This is a genomic window from Aminobacter ciceronei (assembly GCF_014138625.1).
Taxonomy (GTDB): Bacteria; Pseudomonadota; Alphaproteobacteria; order Rhizobiales; family Rhizobiaceae; genus Aminobacter; species Aminobacter ciceronei.
Genome location: NZ_JACJHY010000006.1, coordinates 1 through 20,516, shown reverse-complemented (window position 1 = coordinate 20,516; position 20,516 = coordinate 1). Strand labels below are relative to the sequence as shown.

The window sequence follows — 20,516 nt, the reverse complement described above, 5'->3', positions numbered from 1 at the left end:
TATTTCAAGTCTTGGGAAGAGACGCGCTGAACCTGGTCAGTTCGCGCGAATAGGGATCGACGAGTTCGCCGCGCTTGAGCTGGTCGACATCAGCTACCTCGACGACCCGGCCATGGCGCATCACGGCAAGGCGGTCGCACAGGAACGACACGACGGGCAGATTGTGCGTGACCATCAGATAGGTCAGCCCCTGCTCGCGGCGCAGGCGCTTGAGCAAATTGAGGATTTCCGCCTGCACCGAGACGTCGAGCGCCGAGGTCGGCTCGTCCAGCAACAGCATCCTCGGCTTGAGGATCAGCGCACGGGCAATCGCCACGCGCTGGCGCTGGCCGCCCGAGAGCTGGTGCGGAAAACGGAAGCGGAAGCGGCGGTCGAGGCCGACCGACTGCATCACCTCGTCGACGCGCTCGCCGCTGTTGCCGATGCCGTGGATGGTCAGCGGCTCGCTCAGCGTCGCATCGACAGTCTTGCGCGGATGCAGCGAACCATAGGGGTCCTGGAACACCATCTGGCATTGCCTGGCAAAAGCACGGTCGATGCCATGGGTGCGCGGCTCGCCGAAGACCGAGATCGAGCCGGTCCAGCTTTTGGCCATGCCGGCAATGGCCTTGAGCACGGTGGTCTTGCCCGAGCCGCTCTCGCCGACAAGCGCAAAGCTCTCGCCCTCGGCGACTTCGAAGCCGATGCCGTGGGTGACCTTCGAATCGCCATAGGAGATGTCGAGATTGTCGATCGCCAGCGCCGTCATGTCGAAGCCCCAGTACGTTCGAGGACAGGAAGCTCGTCGCGGCTCTCGTCGAGGCGCGGGATCGAGGCGAGCAAGCCCTGCGTATAGGGATGCCTGGCGTTCCTGAGCTCGCCGGCATCGCACTCCTCGACCACCTCGCCGCTCCGCATCACCAGGATGCGGTCGCAATAGGCCGAGACGAGGTCGAGGTCGTGGCTGATCAGGATCAGCCCCATGCCCTTGCGCTTGACCAGGTCGTCGATGATTTCGAGCACCTGGGCCTGGACCGAGACGTCGAGCGCCGAGGTCGGCTCGTCGGCAATCAGAAGATCGGGCTCCGGGATGAGCATCATCGCGATCATGACGCGCTGGCCCATGCCGCCCGAGACCTCGTGCGGGTAGAGGCCGAGCACCCGCTCCGGATCGTTGATGCGCACCGCTTCCAGCATGGCGAACGTGCGGCTGCGGATGTCGCTGCGCGCCAGATTCTGGTGGGTCAGCAATGCCTCGGCGATCTGATCGCCGATGGTCATGACCGGGTTGAGCGAGAATTTCGGGTCCTGCATCACCATAGAAATGCGCGCGCCGCGGATCGAGCGCATCTGCTTTTCCGACAGCGACAGGAGGTCGGTGCCGTTGAAGGTCATCTCATCTGCGGTGACCCGGCCGGGCGAGCGGATCAGCCGCAGGATCGAGCGGCCGGTCATCGACTTGCCGGAGCCGCTCTCGCCGACGATGCCGAGGCGCTCACGGCCGAGCGTCAGCGACAGGCCCTTGACCACGTCGACAGGACCACGCGCCGTCGGGAACGTGACCTTCAGGTTGCGGATTTCAAGCAGCGCGTTCATTGCCGATCTCCATGCTTGGGGTCGAGCACATCGCGCAGGCCGTCGCCGAGGAAACAGAAGCCGAGACTGACGATGACGATGGCAAAGCCGGGCATCGTCGCCACCCACCACTGGTCGAGGATGAAGGAGCGGCCGCGGGAGATCATCGCGCCCCATTCCGGCAGCGGCGGCTGGGCGCCGAGGCCGATGAAGCCGAGGCCGGCGGCGGTCAGGATGATGCCGGCCATGTCGAGCGTGACGCGGATGATCATCGAGGAGGTGCAGAGCGGCAGGATGTGGTTGACGATGACGCGGAACGACGAAGCGCCCTGCAGCTCGACGGCGGCAACGAACTCCGAATTGCGAATGGTCAGGGTTTCGGCGCGGGCGATGCGGGCATAGCCGGGCCAGGTCGCAATCGCGATGGCGATGATGGCGTTCTGGATGCCGGGTCCAAGTGCTGCCACGAATGCCAGTGCCAGGATCAGCTTCGGCATCGACAGGAAGATGTCGGTGATGCCCATCAGGATGCGATCGACCCAGCCGCCGAAATAGCCGGCGACGGCGCCGATGATCAGGCCGACGGGCGCGGCAAGGACTGCCACCAGCGCCACGATCATCAGCGTGATGCGCGCGCCGTAGACGACACGGCTCCAGATGTCGCGGCCAAGCTCGTCGGTGCCCATCCAGTTGTCCCAGCTCGGCGGCTTGAGCCGCATGGCGAGATCCTGGCCGACAGGCGAATGGGTGGCGATCCAGGGCGCGAACAGCGCCACCAGGATCAGCGTCAGCACAATGACCGCGCCGACCATGGCGAGCGGATTGCGCGCCAGCGCGCGGCTCAGCCGGTAGCTGCGGCCAAGCCGGGCCTGCAGGCGCGAGGACGGCGAATCGTCGAGAAGCCAGTCACGTCCAGTAGCCATCAGCGTGCCCTCGGGTCGAGGACGCGGTAGAGCACGTCCGAAATCTTGTTGATGCCGATGAAGACGGCGCCGATGACCAGCGTCGCGCCCAGAACGGCGTTCATGTCGGCATTGAGCAGCGCTGTCGTCAGGTAGTTGCCGATGCCCGGCCACGAGAACACGGTCTCGATCATGACCGAGCCTTCGAGCAGGCCGGCATAGGACAGGCCGATGACGGTGATCAGCGGCACAAGGATCGGCCGGAAGGCATGGCGCCACAGCACCAGCCTCTCCGACACGCCCTTGACGCGGGCGGTGGTGACATATTCCTGCGCCAGCTGGTCGAGCATGAAGGAGCGCGTCATACGGGCGATGTAGGCAAGGCTGAAGAAGCCGAGCACCGCAGCCGGCAGCGCGATATGGGTCAGCGCGTTGACGAAGATCTCGGTGTCGCCGGCAATGAGGCTGTCGATCAGAAGCAGGCCGGTGACCGGCTCGACGAGGCCATCGTAGAAGATGTCGATGCGGCCGGGACCGCCGACCCATTGCAGCTTGGCATAGAACAGCGCGAGACCAACGAGGCCGAGCCAGAACGCCGGCACCGAATAGCCGAGCAGGCCGACGACACGGATGACCTGGTCGAGCAGGCTGCCCTGGCGGCTGGCGGCATAAACGCCCATCGGCACGCCCATCAGCACGCCGATGATGATGCCGATCGTCGCCATCTCCAGCGTTGCCGGGAAGACGCGGGCCAGATCCTCGGCGACCGGTCGGCCCGTCGACACCGACATGCCGAGGTCACCCGTCAGCACATTGCCGACATAGTGGAAGAACTGGACGATCAGCGGCTTGTCCAGCCCCATCTCGATGCGCACAGCCTCGTAGACGGCGCGCGGGGCGCGGTCGCCGACGACGGCGAGAACCGGGTCGATCGGCACGACGCGGCCGATGAAGAAGGTGATGGCAAGGAGGCCGAGGAAGGTGAAGGCAACGGCGACGATGACGCCGAGCAGGCCCTTCACCGTTTTCCAGGCGTGCCGCGCATTGGGCGACGAGCCGCCAGGCCCTGTTGGAAGCGCCTTGGCGGCGGTAGAGGTTTCTGATGCCACGCGGTCTTTGTTCCTACCACATTGGCCGCGTCGCGGATGCGGCACGGATGTTTTCTGTCGAGCAAAATTCTGCTTGGACTATACAAAAAATTTTGGTTAGATCAAAAAAATTTTGATGGGAGCAAAAAAGCGTGTCCTCGGAGGCCAGCAAAAACACGCCGTCGAGCCAGCCCAAGGTTGGCGCGCTGATCCGTGCCCGCCGCCGCCAGCTGTCGATGACATTGCAGGAATTGTGTGACGCCGCAGGCATTTCGGTCGGTTACCTCAGCCAGGTCGAACGCGATCATGCCACCCCCTCGCTCGGCACCCTCGCCCAGATCGCCCGCAGCCTCGACGTGGGTGTGGATTATTTCATCGCCACGCCCAGCGCCGAGGACGGATTGACCCGCGCGGCCGAGCGCAACCGATTCTCGGTCGACGGCTCGTCGATCGTCTATGAGCGCATCGCCGCCGACTTCACCGGCAACGTGCTCTCGTCCTTCGTCCTCAATGTCCCGCCGGGTTACCGCTCCGAGACGGTCAGCCATGAAGGCGAGGAAATCCTGTTCATCCTCGAAGGCTCGATCACCCAGCGCCTCGAGGACGAAGAGATGGTGCTTTCGGCCGGCGACAGCCTGCATTTCCGCGGCAATCGTCCGCATTCCTGGTCGAACGACACCCAACAGTTCGCGCGCATGCTGTGGACCGGCACCTTGCCGATGTTCAGGTCGCGCACGGAGCATCCGGCCCTGCGCGGTTCACGGGCCGAAGAGAAGACAACGGGAACCAAAAAGGAGAGAAAATGATGAAACTGTTCAAAGCCGCGCTGCTCGCCGCGGCGCTGGCGATGCCGATGACGCCCGCCATCAGCCTTGCAGCCACGCCCGCAGGCGTGCTCGTGGTGGCACAGAACATCGACGACATCGTCAGCATCGACCCGGCCGAGGCCTACGAGTTCTCGTCGGGCGAATATGTCTCCCAGACCTATGACCGCCTCGTCCAGTACGACGCCGCCGACACCAAGACGCTGGCCGCCGGCCTCGCCAAGGAATGGACCGTCGACGACGCCAACAAGACCATCACATTCACGCTGCGCGACGGCGTCAAGTTCACCTCGGGCAACCCGCTGCGCGCCGAGGACGTGGTCTATTCGTTCAAGCGTGTCATCGTGCTGAACAAGGCACCGGCCTTCATCCTGACCCAGCTCGGCTGGACGCCCGAGAATTTCGATTCGATGGTCAAGGCCGACGGCAACAAGGTCGTCATCAAATATGCCGGCGACTTCGCTTCGGCCTTCGTGCTTAACGTGCTGGCCGCCCGTCCGGGTTCGATCGTCGACGCGGTGACGCTGCAGGCCAACGAGGCCAATGGCGACATGGGCAACGCCTGGCTGAAGTCGAACTCGGCCGGCACCGGCCCGTTCGTGCTCAAGGCGTTCCGCCCCGGCGAGCTGATCAACCTGACCGCCAACCCCGACTATTTCAACGGCGCGCCAGCCATCAAGGGCGTCATCATCCGCCACGTCGCCGAAGCCGCGACCCAGCAACTGCTGCTGCAGTCGGGCGACGTCGACATGGCCAAGAACCTGACCTCGGACCAGATCGCAACGCTTGCCGGCAGCGACAAGGTAACCACCGAGACCTATCCGCAGGCGGCCGTGCACTTCCTGTCGTTCAACCAGAAGACGGAGTCGCTGACACCGCCGGCCGTCTGGGACGCCGCCCGCTACCTGGTCAACTACAAGGGCATGACCGACACGTTCCTGAAGGGCCAGATGCAGACGCACCAGGCCTTCTGGCCGAAGGGCTTCCCGGGCTCGCTCGACGAGACGCCCTACAGCTACGATCCGGCCAAGGCGAAGCAGATCCTGGCTGACGCCGGCATCAAGACGCCGATCAAGGTGACGCTCGACGTCATCAATTCGACGCCGTTCACCGACATGGCGCAGTCGCTGCAGGCAAGCTTCGCCGAAGCCGGCATCAACTTCGACATCGTACCGGGCACCGGCTCGCAGGTGATCACCAAGTACCGCGCCCGCACACATGAGGCGATGCTGCTGTACTGGGGTCCCGATTTCATGGACCCGCACTCCAACGCCAAGGCTTTTGCCTACAACACCGACAACTCCGACGGAAACTACCAGTCGACCACCACCTGGCGTAACAGCTGGGCGGTTCCGGAAGAGCTGAACAACGAGACCAAGGCAGCTCTCGCCGAGGCCGATCCGGCCAAGCGCAGCGCAATGTATGTCGACCTGCAGAAGAAGGTGCAGGAGAAGTCGCCGATCGTCGTCATGTTCCAGGCCGCGACCCAGGTGGCGCGTGCCAAGAACGTCGAAGGCTATGTCAACGGCGCAACCTCCGACTTCGTCTATTACCGCCTCGTCAAGAAGAACTGACGAACCGGCCTGGCAGGGACCGCCCATTTGCGGGCGGTCCCATCGCCCTCACCTTACATTACCCCTCCCCAAATCCGAAGAAGGCAGAGACGATGTACGAAGAGCGGATGGCGCGGCTGCGCGAGCGCATGGCTGAGACGGGAACCGACCTGGTGGTCGTCGGCCCCTCCTCGCACCTTGTCTGGCTCGCAGGCATGTCGCCGCATGGCGACGAACGCCCGGTGCTTTTGATCGTGTCGCAGACGCATGCCGGCTTCCTGATGCCGGCGCTGAATGCCGACAGCCAGCGCCCCTTCACCAAATTGCCCTTCTATCCCTGGGCCGATGCCGATGGTCCGCAGGCGGCCTTGGTGCAGCTTCTCGCCGATTGTGGCCTCAAGGGCGGCACCGTCTCGGTTGCCCTCGACGAGACCATGCGCGCCGATTTCGCGCTGCTTGCGCTCGATGCCCTGCCCGGTGCTGCGCGCAGCTTCCTGAACGATACGGTGAGCTTCCTGCGCGGCAAGAAGGACGAGGCCGAATATGCGCTGCTCAAGATGAACGCAGTGCTCAATGACGGTGCCATGAAGGCAGGCTTCGCCGCGCTCAGGGAAGGCGTGACCGAACTCGAGGTCGGCAAGGCCATCCGTGACTTCTACACAGCCAATGGTGCGACCGGAGAATTCGTCAGCGTCTGCTTCGGCGAGAACGGCGCCTTCCCGCACCATCACACCGGCGACCGCAAGCTCAAGGCGAACGAGGCCGTGCTGATCGATATCGGCGGCCGCAAGGACGGTTATCCCTCCGACATGACCCGCGTCGGCGTGTTCGGCGACAAGCCGGAAGGTTTTGACGAGGTGCACGGCGTGCTTGAGCGTGCCGTACAGGCAGCAATCGCCGCCGCAAAGCCCGGCGTTGCCGCCAAGGAGGTCGACAAGGCCGCCCGCGACGTCATCACCGCCGCCGGCTACGGTCCGAACTTCCTGCACCGCACCGGCCACGGCCTGGGCATCGACATTCACGAGCAGCCCTATATCACCGGCACGTCGGAAACGATCCTGCAGGAGGGCAACGTGTTCTCGATCGAGCCCGGCATCTATCTGCAGGGCCGCTTCGGACTGCGCCTGGAAGAGATCGTCATCCTCCGCGGCAACCGCGCCGAGGTGCTGTCGGACCTGCCGCGCGAGGCATTCCTGGTCAAGGCCTGAGCGCTTGCCAATACAGCCAAACTCGCAAAGGGCCGCCGCAGCGGCCCATTTTTGTTGAACCCGGGCCCCCCATCAACGCCCCATTGTCGACCTGCCGCGTTCCGGTGCAATCTTGCGCCTTGGGACGTTGGAGTTGCGCTGGAGGGGCGATGCGTTCTGTGCTGGTGGCGGTGATCGCCCTGATCTCGATCGATGCAAAGGCTGCGGAACAGAGCTTCCCGGCCGACGGCGGCCTCGTCTATTTCAACATGCCCTCTGGCAATGTCGGCTGCCAGTACACGCCGGTAGGCGGCTCGGACGTCTACGAACCCGAAGATGGCGGGCCGGAGCTCGGCTGCGATCGCATCGAGCCGACCTATCTCAGGTTCATCCTCGGCAAATCGGGAAAAGCCAAGCGTTATCAGAATGTTGGCGACAGCGGATGCTGCGACGGCTCGCACACGCTCGACTATGGCAACAGTTGGAGGAAGGGCCCCTTCAGCTGCACGTCGGACAGATCCGGGCTGCGCTGCAGCCGCAATGACGGCCATGGCTTCTTCATCAGCCGGTCGAAAACCCAGGTCTACTGAAGCGCGAGACCACCCGCCGCGCGCCTGGCTTCAGGCAAAAGAAAAGCCGGGCAAGCCCGGCTTTTCGATCAGTATATTGGCCGGAAAGCGATCAGTTGACCGCGTCCTTGAGGCCCTTGCCGGCCGAGAACTTCGGCACGGTGCGAGCCGGGATCTTCACTTCTGCGCCGGTCTGCGGGTTGCGGCCGGTCGACTCCGCGCGTTTTGACACGGTGAAATTTCCGAAACCGACAAGCCGGACATCGCCGCCATTCTTCAGTTCGCCGGTGATGACGGAGAACACCGCATCAACTGCGGACTGCGCATCGCCCTTGGAAAGCTTGGAAGCTTCGGCGACGGCGGACACTAGTTCGTTCTTGTTCATTCAAATTCCCTTCCATGAGAAAACCGGGACATTAGACTCAGCCGGTAGGACACGGACTTTAGGAAAAACTTCGAGCACAACCAAGTCGAAAAGGGGCAAAAAGCCCGGAATTCCGGGGTTTTTTCACATGAAAAAGCCGGGCGCGAGCCCGGCTTTTTGTTTTGACGGCGACTTTAGATACAACTAATGAGCGAAGCCCTTGCCGGCATCCTCGCCGGCATCCGACTTGGCCGCGGGAACATCGACCGGTTCGGTCCACTCGATCGGCTCCGGCATCCTGACGAGTGCGTGACGCAACACTTCGCCAACCCGCGAAACCGGGATGATCTCCATGCCGCTCTTCACGTTTTCCGGAATCTCCGCCAGATCCTTGGCGTTGTCTTCCGGGATCAGCACCTTCTTGATGCCGCCGCGCAGGGCTGCAAGCAGCTTCTCCTTCAGCCCGCCGATCGGCAGGATGCGACCGCGCAGCGTGATCTCGCCGGTCATCGCGACGTCGGCCCTGACAGGAATGCCGGTCAGGATCGAAACGATCGCGGTGGCCATGGCGGCACCTGCGGACGGACCGTCCTTAGGCGTGGCGCCCTCGGGCAGGTGCACGTGGATGTCGCGCTTGTCGAACAGCGGCGGCTCGACGCCGAAGTCGAGGGCACGGCTACGGACATAGGATGCCGCAGCCGAGATCGACTCCTTCATGACGTCGCGCAGGTTGCCGGTGACCGTCATCTTGCCCTTGCCGGGCATCATCACGCCTTCGATCGTCAGCAGTTCGCCGCCGACCTCGGTCCAGGCAAGCCCGGTGACCACGCCGACCTGATCTTCGCCTTCGACCTGGCCGAAGCGATAGCGCTGCACGCCGAGATAATCGTCCAGATTGGCAGCGGTGACCTTCACCGACTTCTTCTTGGTCTTGATGATCTCGGTGACGGCCTTGCGCCCGAGCTTCATCAGCTCGCGCTCGAGGCTGCGCACGCCGGCTTCACGTGTGTAGAGCTGGATCACGGCACGGATCGCATCTTCGGAAACCGAGAACTCCTTGGGCTGGAGCGCGTGGTCGCGGACGACCTTCGGCATCAGGTGCCGCTTGGCGATCTCGACCTTCTCGTCCTCGGTGTAACCGGCGATACGGATGATCTCCATGCGGTCCATCAAGGGCGCAGGGATGTTCAGCGTGTTCGCCGTCGTCACGAACATCACGCTCGACAGGTCGTATTCGACCTCGAGGTAATGGTCCATGAACGTTGCGTTCTGTTCCGGATCGAGCACCTCGAGCAGCGCCGACGACGGATCGCCGCGGAAGTCCTGGCCCATCTTGTCGATCTCGTCGAGCAGGAAGAGCGGGTTGGACTTCTTCGCCTTCTTCATCGACTGGATGACCTTGCCGGGCATCGAGCCGATATAGGTGCGGCGGTGACCGCGGATCTCGGCCTCGTCACGCACGCCGCCGAGCGCCATGCGCACGAACTCGCGGCCGGTCGCCTTGGCGATCGACTTGCCGAGCGAGGTCTTGCCGACGCCGGGAGGACCGACGAGGCACAGGATCGGCCCCTTCAGCTTCTTCTGGCGGCTCTGCACGGCGAGATACTCGACGATGCGGTCCTTGACCTTGTCGAGGCCGTAGTGGTCGGTGTCGAGCACCTCCTGGGCAAAGTGCAGGTCCTGCTTGACCTTGGAGTTCTTGCCCCACGGGATCGACAGGATCCAGTCGAGATAGTTGCGCACGACGGTGGCTTCGGCCGACATCGGCGACATCGACCGCAGCTTCTTGAGCTCGGCATCCGCCTTTTCGCGGGCCTCCTTCGTCAGCTTGGTCTTCTTGATGCGCGCCTCGATCTCGGCAGCCTCGTCGCGGCCGTCCTCGCCCTCGCCGAGCTCCTTCTGGATCGCCTTCATCTGCTCGTTGAGATAGTACTCGCGCTGGGTCTTCTCCATCTGCCGCTTGACGCGGCTGCGGATGCGCTTTTCCACCTGCAGGACGGAGATTTCGGCTTCCATGAAGCCCATCGCCTTCTCGAGCCGCTCCTTGACGGACAGCGTGCCGAGCATCTCCTGCTTCTCGGTGATCTTGATCGCGAGATGCGAGGCCACCGTGTCGGCGAGCTTGGAATAGTCCTCGATCTGGCTGGCAGCACCAACCACTTCGGGCGAAATCTTCTTGTTCAGCTTGACGTAGTTTTCGAAGTCGGAAACCACCGAACGCGCCAGCGCCTCAACCTCGACCTCTTCCTCTTCCGGCTCGCTTAGGATGAGCGCGTGGGCCTCGTGGAAGTCGGACTTGTCGGTGAAGGACTGAATCTTGGCGCGCGTCGTGCCTTCGACCAGCACCTTGACGGTGCCGTCGGGCAGCTTCAGCAGTTGCAACACGTTGGCAAGCGTGCCGATGTCGTAGATCGCATCGGGCTCGGGATCGTCGTCGGCGGCATTCATCTGGGTCGCAAGCAAGATCTGCTTTTCCTGACCCATCACCTCTTCCAGGGCCTTGATCGACTTTTCACGGCCCACGAACAGCGGGACGATCATGTGCGGGAACACGACGATGTCGCGCAACGGCAGGACTGCGAAGGTACCTTCGCTGGAAGAGCGGGATATTTTGGCCATTGTCCAACCTTTCATTTCGCAGCCGCGCGAGCGCCAACCGCGAATCTCATATTAACGACCATGGACGGTTCCGCCTACCGCCGATTACCGCGCGGCATTACAGCACGAAAACCCACCCATCGCCTCTTCTCCGTTAGTTGGAGCTTCGCCGGGTAAACATCAAGGCCAATCCCCAACAGGTATGGCACACGTTTCCCTGAAGTCCCAAAATGAAGCCCCAGAATGCGGAACGGCGCCGCTGGGGCGCCGTTCGCTGGAGCGGTAGTTCGTATCGCCGCATCATGCGGCAGGCAATTCGCCAAGCCTTGGGTCGCCAAGCCTTGGGTCGCCAAGCCTTGGGTCGCCAAGCCTCAGGCGCTGACGCTGCCCTTCTTTTCCTTCTGTTCGGAGTAGATGTAGAGCGGCCTTGCGCTGCCGGTCACCACCTCTTCCGAGATCACGACTTCCTGGACGCCTTCCAGCGCCGGAAGCTCGAACATGGTGTCGAGCAGGATCGCTTCCATGATCGAACGCAGGCCGCGGGCGCCCGTCTTGCGCTCGATGGCGCGCTTGGCGATCGCCGAGAGTGCGTTCTCGTGGAACGTCAGGTCGACATTTTCCATCTCGAACAGGCGCTGGTACTGCTTGACCAGGGCGTTCTTCGGCTCGGTCAGGATCTGGATCAGCGCCGGCTCGTCGAGGTCCTCGAGCGTCGCCAGCACGGGCAGACGGCCGACGAATTCGGGGATCAGGCCAAACTTCAGCAGATCCTCTGGTTCAACCTGGCGGAACAGGTCGCCGGTGCGGCGGTCCTCAGGCGAAGCGACATTGGCGCCGAAGCCGATCGATGTCTTGCGGCCGCGATCCGAGATGATGCGGTCGAGGCCGGCGAAGGCGCCGCCGCAGATGAACAGGATGTTGGCGGTGTCGACCTGCAGGAACTCCTGCTGCGGGTGCTTGCGGCCACCCTGGGGCGGCACGGAAGCGACTGTACCTTCCATGATCTTCAGCAGTGCCTGCTGGACGCCCTCGCCCGAGACGTCGCGGGTGATCGAGGGATTGTCCGACTTGCGGCTGATCTTGTCGATTTCGTCGATGTAGACGATGCCGCGCTGGGCGCGCTCGACATTGTAGTCGGCCGACTGCAGCAGCTTGAGAATGATGTTCTCGACATCCTCACCGACATAACCGGCCTCGGTCAGCGTCGTCGCATCCGCCATGGTGAACGGCACGTCGATGATGCGGGCGAGCGTCTGGGCCAGCAGCGTCTTGCCGCAGCCGGTCGGGCCGATCAGCAGGATGTTGGACTTCGCCAACTCGACGTCGTTGCTCTTCGAAGCGTGCGCGAGACGCTTGTAGTGATTGTGGACGGCCACCGACAGCACGCGCTTGGCGTGGGGCTGGCCAATGACGTAGTCGTCCAGAACCTTGAGGATTTCCTGCGGTGTCGGCACGCCCTCGCGCGACTTCACCATCGAGGTCTTGTTCTCCTCGCGGATGATGTCCATGCACAGTTCGACGCATTCGTCGCAGATGAAGACGGTCGGGCCGGCGATGAGTTTGCGTACCTCATGCTGGCTCTTGCCGCAGAACGAGCAATAGAGCGTGTTCTTGGAGTCGCCGCCGCCGTTGCTGACCTTGCTCATCTTGTCCAAGTCCTTTCACTGCCGCCCGGCCGAAGGTCTGGCTCCGGGGCGCATATGCAATCTAACGACGGACGCCGCCACCGCCATTCCCTGGCCGCCGCAACGATTTCCGTACACTCACATTCCAGAAGTCGCTGCAACGAGTCGCGGCACCCTTGAACAACGCTAAGCCGTCGAAGCTCAACGCCACCTTAACGTAGGCCGACGCTTCCATCGAGGGAACAGCAAAATGTGTCCGAAATGCCGCAGGGCACCTCAAAAATGCGAGATGTGGCCCTGCAGGCAGGTCGCAGCGTCCAATCACGAAGCCGTGGCACCCTCAGCGACGTCGCGGCTTTCGATGACCTTGTCGATCAAACCGAAGTCACGCGCCTCGTCGGCAGTCATGAAATGGTCGCGGTCGAGCGTCCGTTCAATGGTGTCATAGTCCTTGCCGGTGTGCTTGACGTAGACCTCGTTGAGGCGACGCTTGAGCTTGATGATGTCCTGGGCGTGGCGTTCGATGTCCGAAGCCTGGCCGGAGAAACCGCCGGAGGGCTGGTGCACCATGATGCGGGCGTTCGGGGTTGCGAAGCGCATGTCCTTGTGGCCGGCGCAGAGCAGCAGCGAGCCCATCGAGGCGGCCTGGCCGATGCACAGCGTCGATACCGCCGGCTTGATGAACTGCATGGTGTCGTAGATCGCCATGCCCGAGGTCACCACGCCGCCCGGCGAGTTGATGTAGAGATTGATCTCTTTCTTCGGGTTCTCGGCCTCGAGGAACAGCAACTGGGCGCAGACAAGCGTCGCCATGCCGTCCTCGACCGGACCGGTGATGAAGATGATGCGCTCCTTGAGCAGGCGCGAGAAGATATCGTAGGCGCGCTCGCCGCGATTGGTCTGCTCGACCACCATCGGAACGAGGTTCATGTATGTTTCGACGGGGTTCTTCATCGACTGTCCCTTTATCGTGAGGGGATTCCGGCGCCGGACGGGCAGAATCGGTTCAGAGGCTTTGCCCTGTAAATAGGATGCCGCCTCACCATTGCGCAAGGCCGGTGAACACCCGTGATTTCAGCTATTGCTAACTTTCGCTGCGACAGCTGGCTCAATGCTCGGCACTGGAACTTTCCATGCCTGCTGCGGTAGTGGCTCCTCTCAAATGACGCTCGGCTGTCGGTTGAGCGGATATCCGGCCTTGATGACGATCTCGATGGCCTGTTTTGCGGACACCAGCTATCGGAGCGATCGTGAGGGAAGCCAAAGACCAGGAAACGATCCGGTTCTACTCGAACGAGGCAGAAACCTACACGGCAAGGGGCCAGCCGGCGAGCAGGCACCGTCTCCACGACTTCATGGCCCGCCTGCCCGCCGGCGGCCGCGTGCTGGAACTCGGATGCGGCGCGGGACAAGACAGCGAGACCATGCTTGCCGAGGGCTTCGACGTAACGCCGTCAGATGGTACGGAGGCAATCGCGGCGGCGGCCGCGAGACGCCTTGGCCGAACCGTCAAGGTCCTTCTGTTTGACGACATCGACGAAATCGACGCCTATGACGGCGTGTGGGCCAATGCCTGCCTGCTGCATGTGCCGCGCGAACATCTACCGGCAATCATTTCCCGTGTTCAGCGGGCACTGGTCCGCGGAGGGGTGTTTTATGCAAGCTTCAAGGCGGGCGAGGCCGAGGGGCGTGACCGCTTCGGGAGGTACTACAACTACCCTTCCCCGGAATGGCTGGCAGGCGCATATGGCGACCGCGGCTGGAACGGGCAAATCGAAATCACCAGCCGCAGAGGCAGCGGCTACGACCGCCAGCCAACCGACTGGCTTCATGTATTCGCCACCAAAGCCTGAGTGGCTGGGGTGCGCCCCGAGGATCTAAAGCAATGAAAAACGACGCCAGGCACTGGTCCAAGGTGGAACTGCTGCACGAGACCGTCACCAATCCGAACATCCATGTTCGCGGCACGCACAGCTACTACAGCGATGCCTGGTCGGGATCGTTCGAGGACAGCGTGGTGCGGTATCTCTATGGCGACGCCTACAGCCTCAAGGCATGGCAGCCGGCCTGGCCGATCGACCAGCTCCACATCGGCGACTATGTCTGCATCGGCGCAGAAGCGGTGATCCTGCTGGGCGGCAACCACACGCACCGCACCGACTGGTTCAGTCTCTATCCGTTCCCGGAGTTCATTCTGGATGCCTATGCCGGCAAGGGTGACACGATCATCGGCGATGGCGCCTGGATCGGCATGCGCGCCATGATCATGCCGGGCGTGACCGTCGGTGAAGGCGCCATCATCGCCTCGGGCGCGATCGTGACCAAGGACGTGGCGCCCTACACGATCGTTGCCGGAAATCCGGCCGTGCCGATCAAGACGCGTTTTGCGCAGGCCGTTGTCGACAGATTGCTGGCGCTCAAGGTCTACGAATGGCCCGCGGAGAAGTTCGAGGCGCTGAAGCCGCTGCTATGTGCCAACGAGATCGACGCGCTGGCATCGGCGTCGGAAAAATTCGATGCGGGGCGAAGCTGACGCTCAGAGCCGGATCACATACTGCTTGCGAGTCGTTTCAAGCACTTCCCAGCTTCCTTTGAAGCCGGGCCTGAGGACGAAGCTGTCGCCGGCCCGCACCGTGCGGGCCTCGCCGCCCTCCTCCGAGATGACGGAGACACCCGACAGGATGTGGCAGAACTCCCATTCGTCATATTCGATGCGCCATTTGCCCGGCGTCGACTGCCAGATGCCGGCATAGAGCCCGCCGTCTGCCTCCTCGGCATTCCAGGTGGTGAATTTCGGGTCTCCCGAAATCAGACGGCCGCCTGCCGGCGCGCCTGCTTCCGGCTCGATGCCATTGACGTCGATGGTCAGAAACAGCGGCAAGATCGCACTCCCAAACAGCAAAGGGCCCCGGCAGCACGTGCTGCCGGGGCCAAGTCTTGCACGGCCGGTCAGGCCTTGGCCAGCGCCTGCTCGAGGTCGGCGATGATGTCGCTGACATCCTCGATGCCGACCGAGAGGCGGACGACGTCGGGTCCGGCGCCTGCGGCGATCTTCTGCTCGTCGGAGAGCTGGCGATGGGTTGTCGAGGCGGGATGGATGACCAGCGACTTGGTGTCGCCGATATTGGCGAGGTGCGAGAACAGCTCCAGGCCCTCGACGAACTTGACGCCCGCTTCGTAGCCGCCCTTGAGGCCGAAGGTGAAGACCGCGCCGGCGCCATTGGGCGAATACTTCTTCATCAACGCATGGTTCTTGTCGCTCTTGAGGCCGGGATAGGCCACCCATTCGACCTTGGGGTGGTCGGACAGCCAGCCGGCGACGGTCAGCGCATTGTCGCAATGGCGCTGCATGCGCAGCGGCAGGGTCTCGAGGCCGGTGAGGATCAGGAACGAGTTGAACGGCGAAATGGCGGGGCCGAGGTCGCGCAGGCCGAGCACGCGGGCGGCAATGGCGAAGGCGAAGTTGCCAAAGGTCTCGTGCAGCACGACGCCGCCATATTCGGGCCGCGGTTCCGACAGCATCGGATACTTGCCCGACTTCGACCAGTCGAAGGTGCCGCCGTCGACGATGACGCCGCCGATCGAGTTGCCATGGCCGCCGATGAACTTGGTCAGCGAATGGACGACGATGTCGGCGCCATGCTCGATCGGGCGGATGAGGTAGGGGCTTGCCAGCGTGTTGTCGACGATCAGCGGCAGGCCGTGCTTGCGGGCGATGTCGGCGATCTTCTCGATGTCGACGAAGGTGCCGCCGGGATTGGCCAGGCTCTCGATGAAGATCGCCTTGGTCTTGCCGTCGATCTGCTTGTCGAAGCTCGAGATGTCGTTGGTGTCGGCCCAGCGCGCTTCCCAGCCGAAATTCTTGAAGGCATGGCCGAACTGGTTGATCGAGCCGCCATAGAGGCGGGTCGCGGCGACGAAATTGTCGCCCGGGCGCATCAGGTTGTGGAACACCAAAAGCTGGGCGGCGTGACCGGAGGCGGTGGCAAGCGCCGCCGTGCCGCCTTCAAGCGCTGCGATGCGCTCCTCGAGCACGGCCTGGGTCGGGTTCATGATGCGGGTGTAGATGTTGCCGAAGGCCTTGAGCCCAAACAGCGAGGCTGCGTGGTCGGCATCGTCGAAGACATAGGACGTCGTCTGGTAGATCGGCGTGGCGCGTGCGCCGGTTGCCGGATCGGGCTTGGCGCCGGCGTGGACGGCAAGCGTGTTGAAACCAGGTGCGCGCTGGGACATCTTTTTCCTCCAAAGAATAGGTTCGTCAAATCAGCTGGCATCTTTGGCCAAGGCCGCGGCGGAAAGCAAAGACGAAAATTTCACATCTGCCGCGGCAGGCAGAGATTATTTGCGCGGCATTGCAAAAACCCGGACGAATGCCGGACTATTTTGCGCGGATGCCGAAACTCTGGAAACCCTCGCGCATGACAGGGCGCTTCGAGGAGAGCACGCCGGAATTGACGCCGTTCCAGCCGATTTCGCCGGCAAGCCGCGCATATTCGATCTTGGGGCAGCGGTTCATGACGACCTTGATGCCCGCGGCCTCAGCGCGCGCGGCGGCCTCGTCATGGCGAACGGTCAACTGCGTCCAGATCACCTTGGGCAGCGGATCGAGCTTGAGCACCTCGTCGACGATGCCTGGCACGGCAGGCGACGCCCTGAAAACATCGACCATGTCGATCGGCGCGGGGATGTCGGCAAGGCTGGCATATGTCATGCGGCCAAGGATGTCCTTGCCGGCATGTCCGGGATTGACCGGAAAGACCTCGTAGCCCTTGTCGATCAGATATTTGGTGACGAAGTAGCTCGGCCTGACGTCATTAGCCGACGCGCCGACGACGGCGATCGTCTTCACCGCATTCAGAATTCCGGCGATGTAGGCGTTGTCGTAGCTGTCGTGGTTCATCTGTCGTTGTTCATGGCCGCCTCGTTCAACGGCACTGGATACCGGCTTTCGAAAGCGAGCGCAAACGTCACGGCAGCGAGATCGAGCCATCCTCGGCGATCGGGAAATCGGGATTGTGGGCCACTTCCCACAAATGGCCTTCGGTATCGGCGAAATAGCCGTACCAGCCGCCCCAGAAGGCGCGCTGCGCCGGCTTGACGATGCGGCCGCCTGCCCTTTCGGCCGTCGCCAGGATCTCGTCGACCTCCGCCTCGGAGCGCGTGTTGTAGGCAATCGACACACCGGAGAAACCGCCCTTGCCGCCGGGAACGCCGGCGTCGGCAGCCAACTGGTCGCGGCTCCAGAGACCGAGCACGATGCCCCCCATCTGGAAGAAGGCGACACCCTCGGTGATCGACTGGTTCCGCCTGAGCCCCATTGCTTCATAGAAGCGCACGGCGCGGCCGAGATCGTCCACTCCAAGTGTCACAAGCGAAAGGCGTTGTTCCAAACCTATTCTCCTGTCCAGTCGGCCTGGCGCTTGTCGATGAATGCGCCAATCCCCTCCTCGGCATCCTTTGCCAGCATGTTGTCGACCATCACCTTCGCCGCATGGTCATAGGCTTCGGCAAGGCTCATCTCGGCCTGGGCGTAGAACGCCTCCTTGCCGATCTTCAGCGTCAAAGGCGATTTCGAAACAATGGTTTGCGTATATTTGCCAACAATGTGATTCAGGTATTCACGCGGCACGACACGGTTGACCAGCCCGAAGTCGCGCGCTGTCGTGGCGTCGATGGTCTCACCGGTCAAAAGCATCTCCATCGCCTGCTTGCGCGAGACGTTGCGCGAGAGCGCGACCATCGGCGTCGAGCAGAACAGGCCGATATTGACGCCGGGCGTGCAGAAGGTCGACTGCTCGGAGGCAATGGCGAGATCGCAACTGGCGACGAGCTGCAGGCCGGCCGCGGTGGCGAGGCCGTCGACCTCGGCGATGACAGGCTTGGGGTGGCGCACGATCGACTGCATCAGCGCCGAGCAGCGCGACATTGTGAGCTCGAAGAAGGCGCGGCCGCGATCGGCATCGCTTCGGTGCGCCGTCAGTTCCTTGAGGTCATGGCCGGCTGAAAACACGCCGCCCTGGGCGGCGATGACGATCACCCGGATCGCCTTGTCGTCCATGGCGCCATCCAGCTGTGCCTGAAGTGCTGCCATGGTCGCGACCGAGAGCACGTTAGCCGGCGGATTGGAGAGCACCAGACGCAGCACGCCCTTATCCAGACTGGCCCAAACCGGACCTTCCGGTGTGCTACGTTTGATGGCGACGATTTCTGCCATGGTGTCCCCTGAGCGAGTTCAGTGCGGCGAAAGACGAATCGCCAAAGTCGAGCCTCAGCCATATACGTTTGCACACAAACTTGGTTCCCAACCATGTGAACGTGGCGAACTCGACGGTTCATCCGGCAAGCCTAAAAAATGGGGCCGGGCGCATGATGGGAAAGTCGATGGAAAGAGCTATATGCCCGAGCAGCACGGACTGACGCCGACGATGACGGCGAACGAGGTCAACGATCTCCTCAAGCAGGTCTACCCTCAGCTCAACGAACATTACGACTTCTACCAGGTGACGGAGGTTTTCCCGGGTGGATGCACCGTGCGCCTCAACGCCGACCAACGCCATCTCCGGCCCGGCGGCACCGTCTCGGGCCCGTCGCTGTTCACGCTTGCCGACATCGGCGGCTATGTCTGCGTGCTGAGCCACGCCGGACCAGACGCCTTGTCGGTGACGACCAATCTCAACATCAACTTCATGCGCAAGGCCGAAGCCGGCCCGATCGACGGCCACTGCCGCATTCTCAAGCTCGGCAAGAGCCTGATGGTGTTCGACATCGACATCGTCGCCGGCCCGGACCAGCAGACCGTGGCGCACGCCACCGGCACCTATTCGATCCCGCCGAAGCGCCAAACGACGCGGTAAAATAATACCACATCCATAACATCTTGTTTTTGCTATGCATTACAAGACGACTGCCTATTTCGGTTCGCTTGACGGGCCATCAGCCCTCGCCTATAAGCCCATCCAAAGCAGCGGCCCGCAATGGCCGCCGTTTTGTTATTGGCGGCGGGCCTTGGCCGGACGCCAATGAAAGCAACAAGAAACGCCTTCTCTTGAAGGTCCGAACCGAAAGCATAAAACCATGACAACCTTTTCGCAGAAGCCTGCGGACGTGGTGAAGAAGTGGGTGCTGATCGACGCCGAAGGTCTCGTCGTCGGCCGTCTCGCTACCATCGTCGCCAATATCCTCCGCGGCAAGAACAAGCCGACCTTCACCCCGCACGTCGACGACGGTGACAATGTCATCATCATCAACGCCGACAAGGTCGCGTTCACCGGCAAGAAGTTCACCGACAAGGTGTACTACTGGCACACCGGCCATCCCGGCGGCATCAAGGAGCGCACCGCGCGCCAGCTGCTCGAAGGCCGCTTCCCTGAGCGCGTGCTCGAGAAGGCCGTTGAGCGCATGATCCCGCGTGGCCCGCTCGGTCGTCGCCAGATGAAGAATCTCCGCGTCTATGCAGGCGCCGACCATCCGCATGTCGCCCAGCAGCCTGTGACGCTCGACGTCGGCGCGCTGAACGCCAAGAACAAGAAGGCCTCGTAATCATGGCTGATCTCAGCTCGCTCGCAGAACTCGGCACCGTCGCTGCAGCCGCACAGCCGGCAGCTCCGGTCCACGTCCAGAAGCTCGACAAGAGCGGCCGCGCTTACGCCACCGGCAAGCGCAAGAACGCCATTGCTCGCGTCTGGATCAAGCCGGGCACCGGCAAGATCATCGTCAACGGCAAGGAATTCGCGACTTACTTCGCGCGCCCCGTGCTGCAGATGATCCTCAACCAGCCGATCGTTGCGGCTGCTCGCGTCGGCCAGTACGACGTCATCGCCACCGTCGTCGGCGGCGGTCTGTCGGGCCAGGCCGGTGCTGTTCGTCACGGCGTCTCCAAGGCGCTGACCTACTACGAGCCGACGCTGCGCGGCGTGCTCAAGAAGGGCGGCTTCCTGACCCGCGACAGCCGTGTCGTCGAGCGTAAGAAGTACGGCAAGGCCAAGGCCCGCCGTTCGTTCCAGTTCTCGAAGCGCTAAGCGTTTCGCAGTCCGGATTTTTGGAAAAGGCCGCCTTCGGGCGGCCTCAGACTGCTGACAAACCCCGTCGAATTTCGGCGGGGTTTTGTTTTGTGGGTTGATTGAGCTTTTGGATTGATTTCGGGGAGCAGATGCCAAGGCCGTTGCGAGCCGGCTTTGGCCTCATGCGAGGCTTGGTTCTGGCTTTGGCCAGAGGCTGATTGCGATCTTTTTCATGTTCTGGGCGGCGGCTGC

General features: G+C 62.7%; 23 protein-coding genes. 9 read left to right on the top strand and 14 right to left on the bottom strand.

The genetic code is table 11. The annotated features are described in order from the left end of the window. Nucleotides 1-4: 4 nt before the first annotated feature. Genes HNQ95_RS07960 through HNQ95_RS07945 form a run of 4 tightly spaced genes read right to left on the bottom strand, consistent with a single transcriptional unit; the run spans nucleotide 5 to nucleotide 3,469 of the window. Nucleotides 5-748: an ABC transporter ATP-binding protein gene (locus tag HNQ95_RS07960; RefSeq protein WP_067962836.1), complete on the bottom strand. Its 744-nt coding sequence runs from the start codon at nucleotides 746-748 to the stop codon at nucleotides 5-7. Further along, nucleotides 745-1,575, bottom strand: a complete 831-nt coding sequence (locus HNQ95_RS07955) for an ABC transporter ATP-binding protein (protein ID WP_182573825.1) — start codon at nucleotides 1,573-1,575, stop codon at nucleotides 745-747. The genes HNQ95_RS07960 and HNQ95_RS07955 overlap by 4 nt, the downstream gene beginning before the upstream one ends. Next, nucleotides 1,572-2,477, bottom strand: a complete 906-nt coding sequence (locus tag HNQ95_RS07950) for an ABC transporter permease (protein ID WP_067962843.1) — start codon at nucleotides 2,475-2,477, stop codon at nucleotides 1,572-1,574. The genes HNQ95_RS07955 and HNQ95_RS07950 overlap by 4 nt, the downstream gene beginning before the upstream one ends. Further along, complete coding sequence (locus tag HNQ95_RS07945) at nucleotides 2,477-3,469, bottom strand: ABC transporter permease (RefSeq protein WP_067966690.1); 993 nt, start codon at nucleotides 3,467-3,469, stop codon at nucleotides 2,477-2,479. The genes HNQ95_RS07950 and HNQ95_RS07945 overlap by 1 nt, the downstream gene beginning before the upstream one ends. Before the next feature lie 227 nt (nucleotides 3,470-3,696). Here HNQ95_RS07945 and HNQ95_RS07940 point away from each other — a divergent pair, with 227 nt between their 5' ends. From HNQ95_RS07940 to HNQ95_RS07925, 4 genes are all read left to right on the top strand, one after another. Next, complete coding sequence (locus HNQ95_RS07940) at nucleotides 3,697-4,350, top strand: helix-turn-helix domain-containing protein (RefSeq protein WP_067962845.1); 654 nt, start codon at nucleotides 3,697-3,699, stop codon at nucleotides 4,348-4,350. Further along, nucleotides 4,350-5,942 carry an ABC transporter substrate-binding protein gene (locus tag HNQ95_RS07935; RefSeq protein ID WP_067962847.1) on the top strand — a complete coding sequence of 531 codons (1,593 nt, stop codon included), beginning with the start codon at nucleotides 4,350-4,352 and terminating at the stop codon, nucleotides 5,940-5,942. Before HNQ95_RS07940 ends, HNQ95_RS07935 begins: the two co-directional genes overlap by 1 nt. Before the next feature lie 92 nt (nucleotides 5,943-6,034). After that, entirely contained in the window at nucleotides 6,035-7,129 is a 1,095-nt protein-coding gene (locus HNQ95_RS07930) for a M24 family metallopeptidase (protein ID WP_067962850.1), read from the top strand. A 149-nt stretch (nucleotides 7,130-7,278) separates the two neighbouring features. After that, complete coding sequence (locus HNQ95_RS07925; protein ID WP_067962853.1) at nucleotides 7,279-7,698, top strand: DUF6636 domain-containing protein; 420 nt, start codon at nucleotides 7,279-7,281, stop codon at nucleotides 7,696-7,698. Between the two features lie 91 nt (nucleotides 7,699-7,789). Here the strand turns inward: HNQ95_RS07925 and HNQ95_RS07920 are convergent, their stop codons facing one another. The 4 genes from HNQ95_RS07920 to HNQ95_RS07905 form a co-directional block, all read right to left on the bottom strand. After that, nucleotides 7,790-8,062, bottom strand: coding sequence for an HU family DNA-binding protein (locus HNQ95_RS07920; protein WP_018427423.1), 273 nt, complete (start codon nucleotides 8,060-8,062; stop codon nucleotides 7,790-7,792). A 183-nt stretch (nucleotides 8,063-8,245) separates the two neighbouring features. Next, entirely contained in the window at nucleotides 8,246-10,660 is a 2,415-nt protein-coding gene (gene lon, locus HNQ95_RS07915) for an endopeptidase La (RefSeq protein WP_067962855.1), read from the bottom strand. A gap of 350 nt (nucleotides 10,661-11,010) precedes the next feature. Beyond that, nucleotides 11,011-12,285, bottom strand: coding sequence for an ATP-dependent Clp protease ATP-binding subunit ClpX (clpX, locus tag HNQ95_RS07910; protein WP_067966693.1), 1,275 nt, complete (start codon nucleotides 12,283-12,285; stop codon nucleotides 11,011-11,013). A gap of 300 nt (nucleotides 12,286-12,585) precedes the next feature. Continuing rightward, nucleotides 12,586-13,218, bottom strand: a complete 633-nt coding sequence (locus HNQ95_RS07905) for an ATP-dependent Clp protease proteolytic subunit (protein ID WP_067962859.1) — start codon at nucleotides 13,216-13,218, stop codon at nucleotides 12,586-12,588. Nucleotides 13,219-13,514: 296 nt separating this feature from the next. Between HNQ95_RS07905 and HNQ95_RS07900 the strand changes: the two genes are divergently transcribed. Continuing rightward, nucleotides 13,515-14,117: a class I SAM-dependent methyltransferase gene (locus HNQ95_RS07900; RefSeq protein WP_182573824.1), complete on the top strand. Its 603-nt coding sequence runs from the start codon at nucleotides 13,515-13,517 to the stop codon at nucleotides 14,115-14,117. A 32-nt stretch (nucleotides 14,118-14,149) separates the two neighbouring features. Then, nucleotides 14,150-14,797, top strand: coding sequence for a CatB-related O-acetyltransferase (locus HNQ95_RS07895; protein WP_182573823.1), 648 nt, complete (start codon nucleotides 14,150-14,152; stop codon nucleotides 14,795-14,797). Between the two features lie 3 nt (nucleotides 14,798-14,800). Here the strand turns inward: HNQ95_RS07895 and HNQ95_RS07890 are convergent, their stop codons facing one another. From HNQ95_RS07890 to HNQ95_RS07870, 5 genes are all read right to left on the bottom strand, one after another. Then, nucleotides 14,801-15,145, bottom strand: coding sequence for a cupin domain-containing protein (locus HNQ95_RS07890; RefSeq protein ID WP_182573822.1), 345 nt, complete (start codon nucleotides 15,143-15,145; stop codon nucleotides 14,801-14,803). Between the two features lie 68 nt (nucleotides 15,146-15,213). Beyond that, nucleotides 15,214-16,497, bottom strand: coding sequence for an O-acetylhomoserine aminocarboxypropyltransferase (locus tag HNQ95_RS07885; RefSeq protein WP_067962865.1), 1,284 nt, complete (start codon nucleotides 16,495-16,497; stop codon nucleotides 15,214-15,216). Nucleotides 16,498-16,642: 145 nt separating this feature from the next. Next, the gene (locus HNQ95_RS07880; RefSeq protein ID WP_067962867.1) at nucleotides 16,643-17,164 is read right to left on the bottom strand and encodes a CoA-binding protein; all 522 of its coding nucleotides are present in this window, start codon (nucleotides 17,162-17,164) and stop codon (nucleotides 16,643-16,645) included. A 67-nt stretch (nucleotides 17,165-17,231) separates the two neighbouring features. Beyond that, nucleotides 17,232-17,654 (bottom strand): VOC family protein, encoded by a 423-nt coding sequence (locus HNQ95_RS07875; RefSeq protein WP_067962870.1) that lies wholly within the window; start codon nucleotides 17,652-17,654, stop codon nucleotides 17,232-17,234. Between the two features lie 2 nt (nucleotides 17,655-17,656). Further along, complete coding sequence (locus tag HNQ95_RS07870; RefSeq protein WP_182573821.1) at nucleotides 17,657-18,478, bottom strand: enoyl-CoA hydratase; 822 nt, start codon at nucleotides 18,476-18,478, stop codon at nucleotides 17,657-17,659. 181 nt (nucleotides 18,479-18,659) lie between these two features. On the opposite strand from HNQ95_RS07870, the gene HNQ95_RS07865 reads away from it, so the two are divergent. The 3 genes from HNQ95_RS07865 to rpsI all read left to right on the top strand — a co-directional run bounded on the left by HNQ95_RS07865 (nucleotide 18,660) and on the right by rpsI (nucleotide 20,282). Next, nucleotides 18,660-19,118, top strand: coding sequence for a PaaI family thioesterase (locus HNQ95_RS07865; protein WP_182573820.1), 459 nt, complete (start codon nucleotides 18,660-18,662; stop codon nucleotides 19,116-19,118). Between the two features lie 220 nt (nucleotides 19,119-19,338). Further along, nucleotides 19,339-19,803 carry a 50S ribosomal protein L13 gene (gene rplM, locus HNQ95_RS07860; RefSeq protein ID WP_067962880.1) on the top strand — a complete coding sequence of 155 codons (465 nt, stop codon included), beginning with the start codon at nucleotides 19,339-19,341 and terminating at the stop codon, nucleotides 19,801-19,803. Nucleotides 19,804-19,805: 2 nt separating this feature from the next. Next, nucleotides 19,806-20,282, top strand: coding sequence for a 30S ribosomal protein S9 (rpsI, locus tag HNQ95_RS07855; RefSeq protein ID WP_067962883.1), 477 nt, complete (start codon nucleotides 19,806-19,808; stop codon nucleotides 20,280-20,282). Nucleotides 20,283-20,328: 46 nt separating this feature from the next. Here rpsI and HNQ95_RS33385 read toward each other — a convergent pair. Continuing rightward, the coding region (locus tag HNQ95_RS33385; RefSeq protein WP_210283732.1) for a hypothetical protein at nucleotides 20,329-20,516 on the bottom strand (188 nt) is incomplete at its 5' end.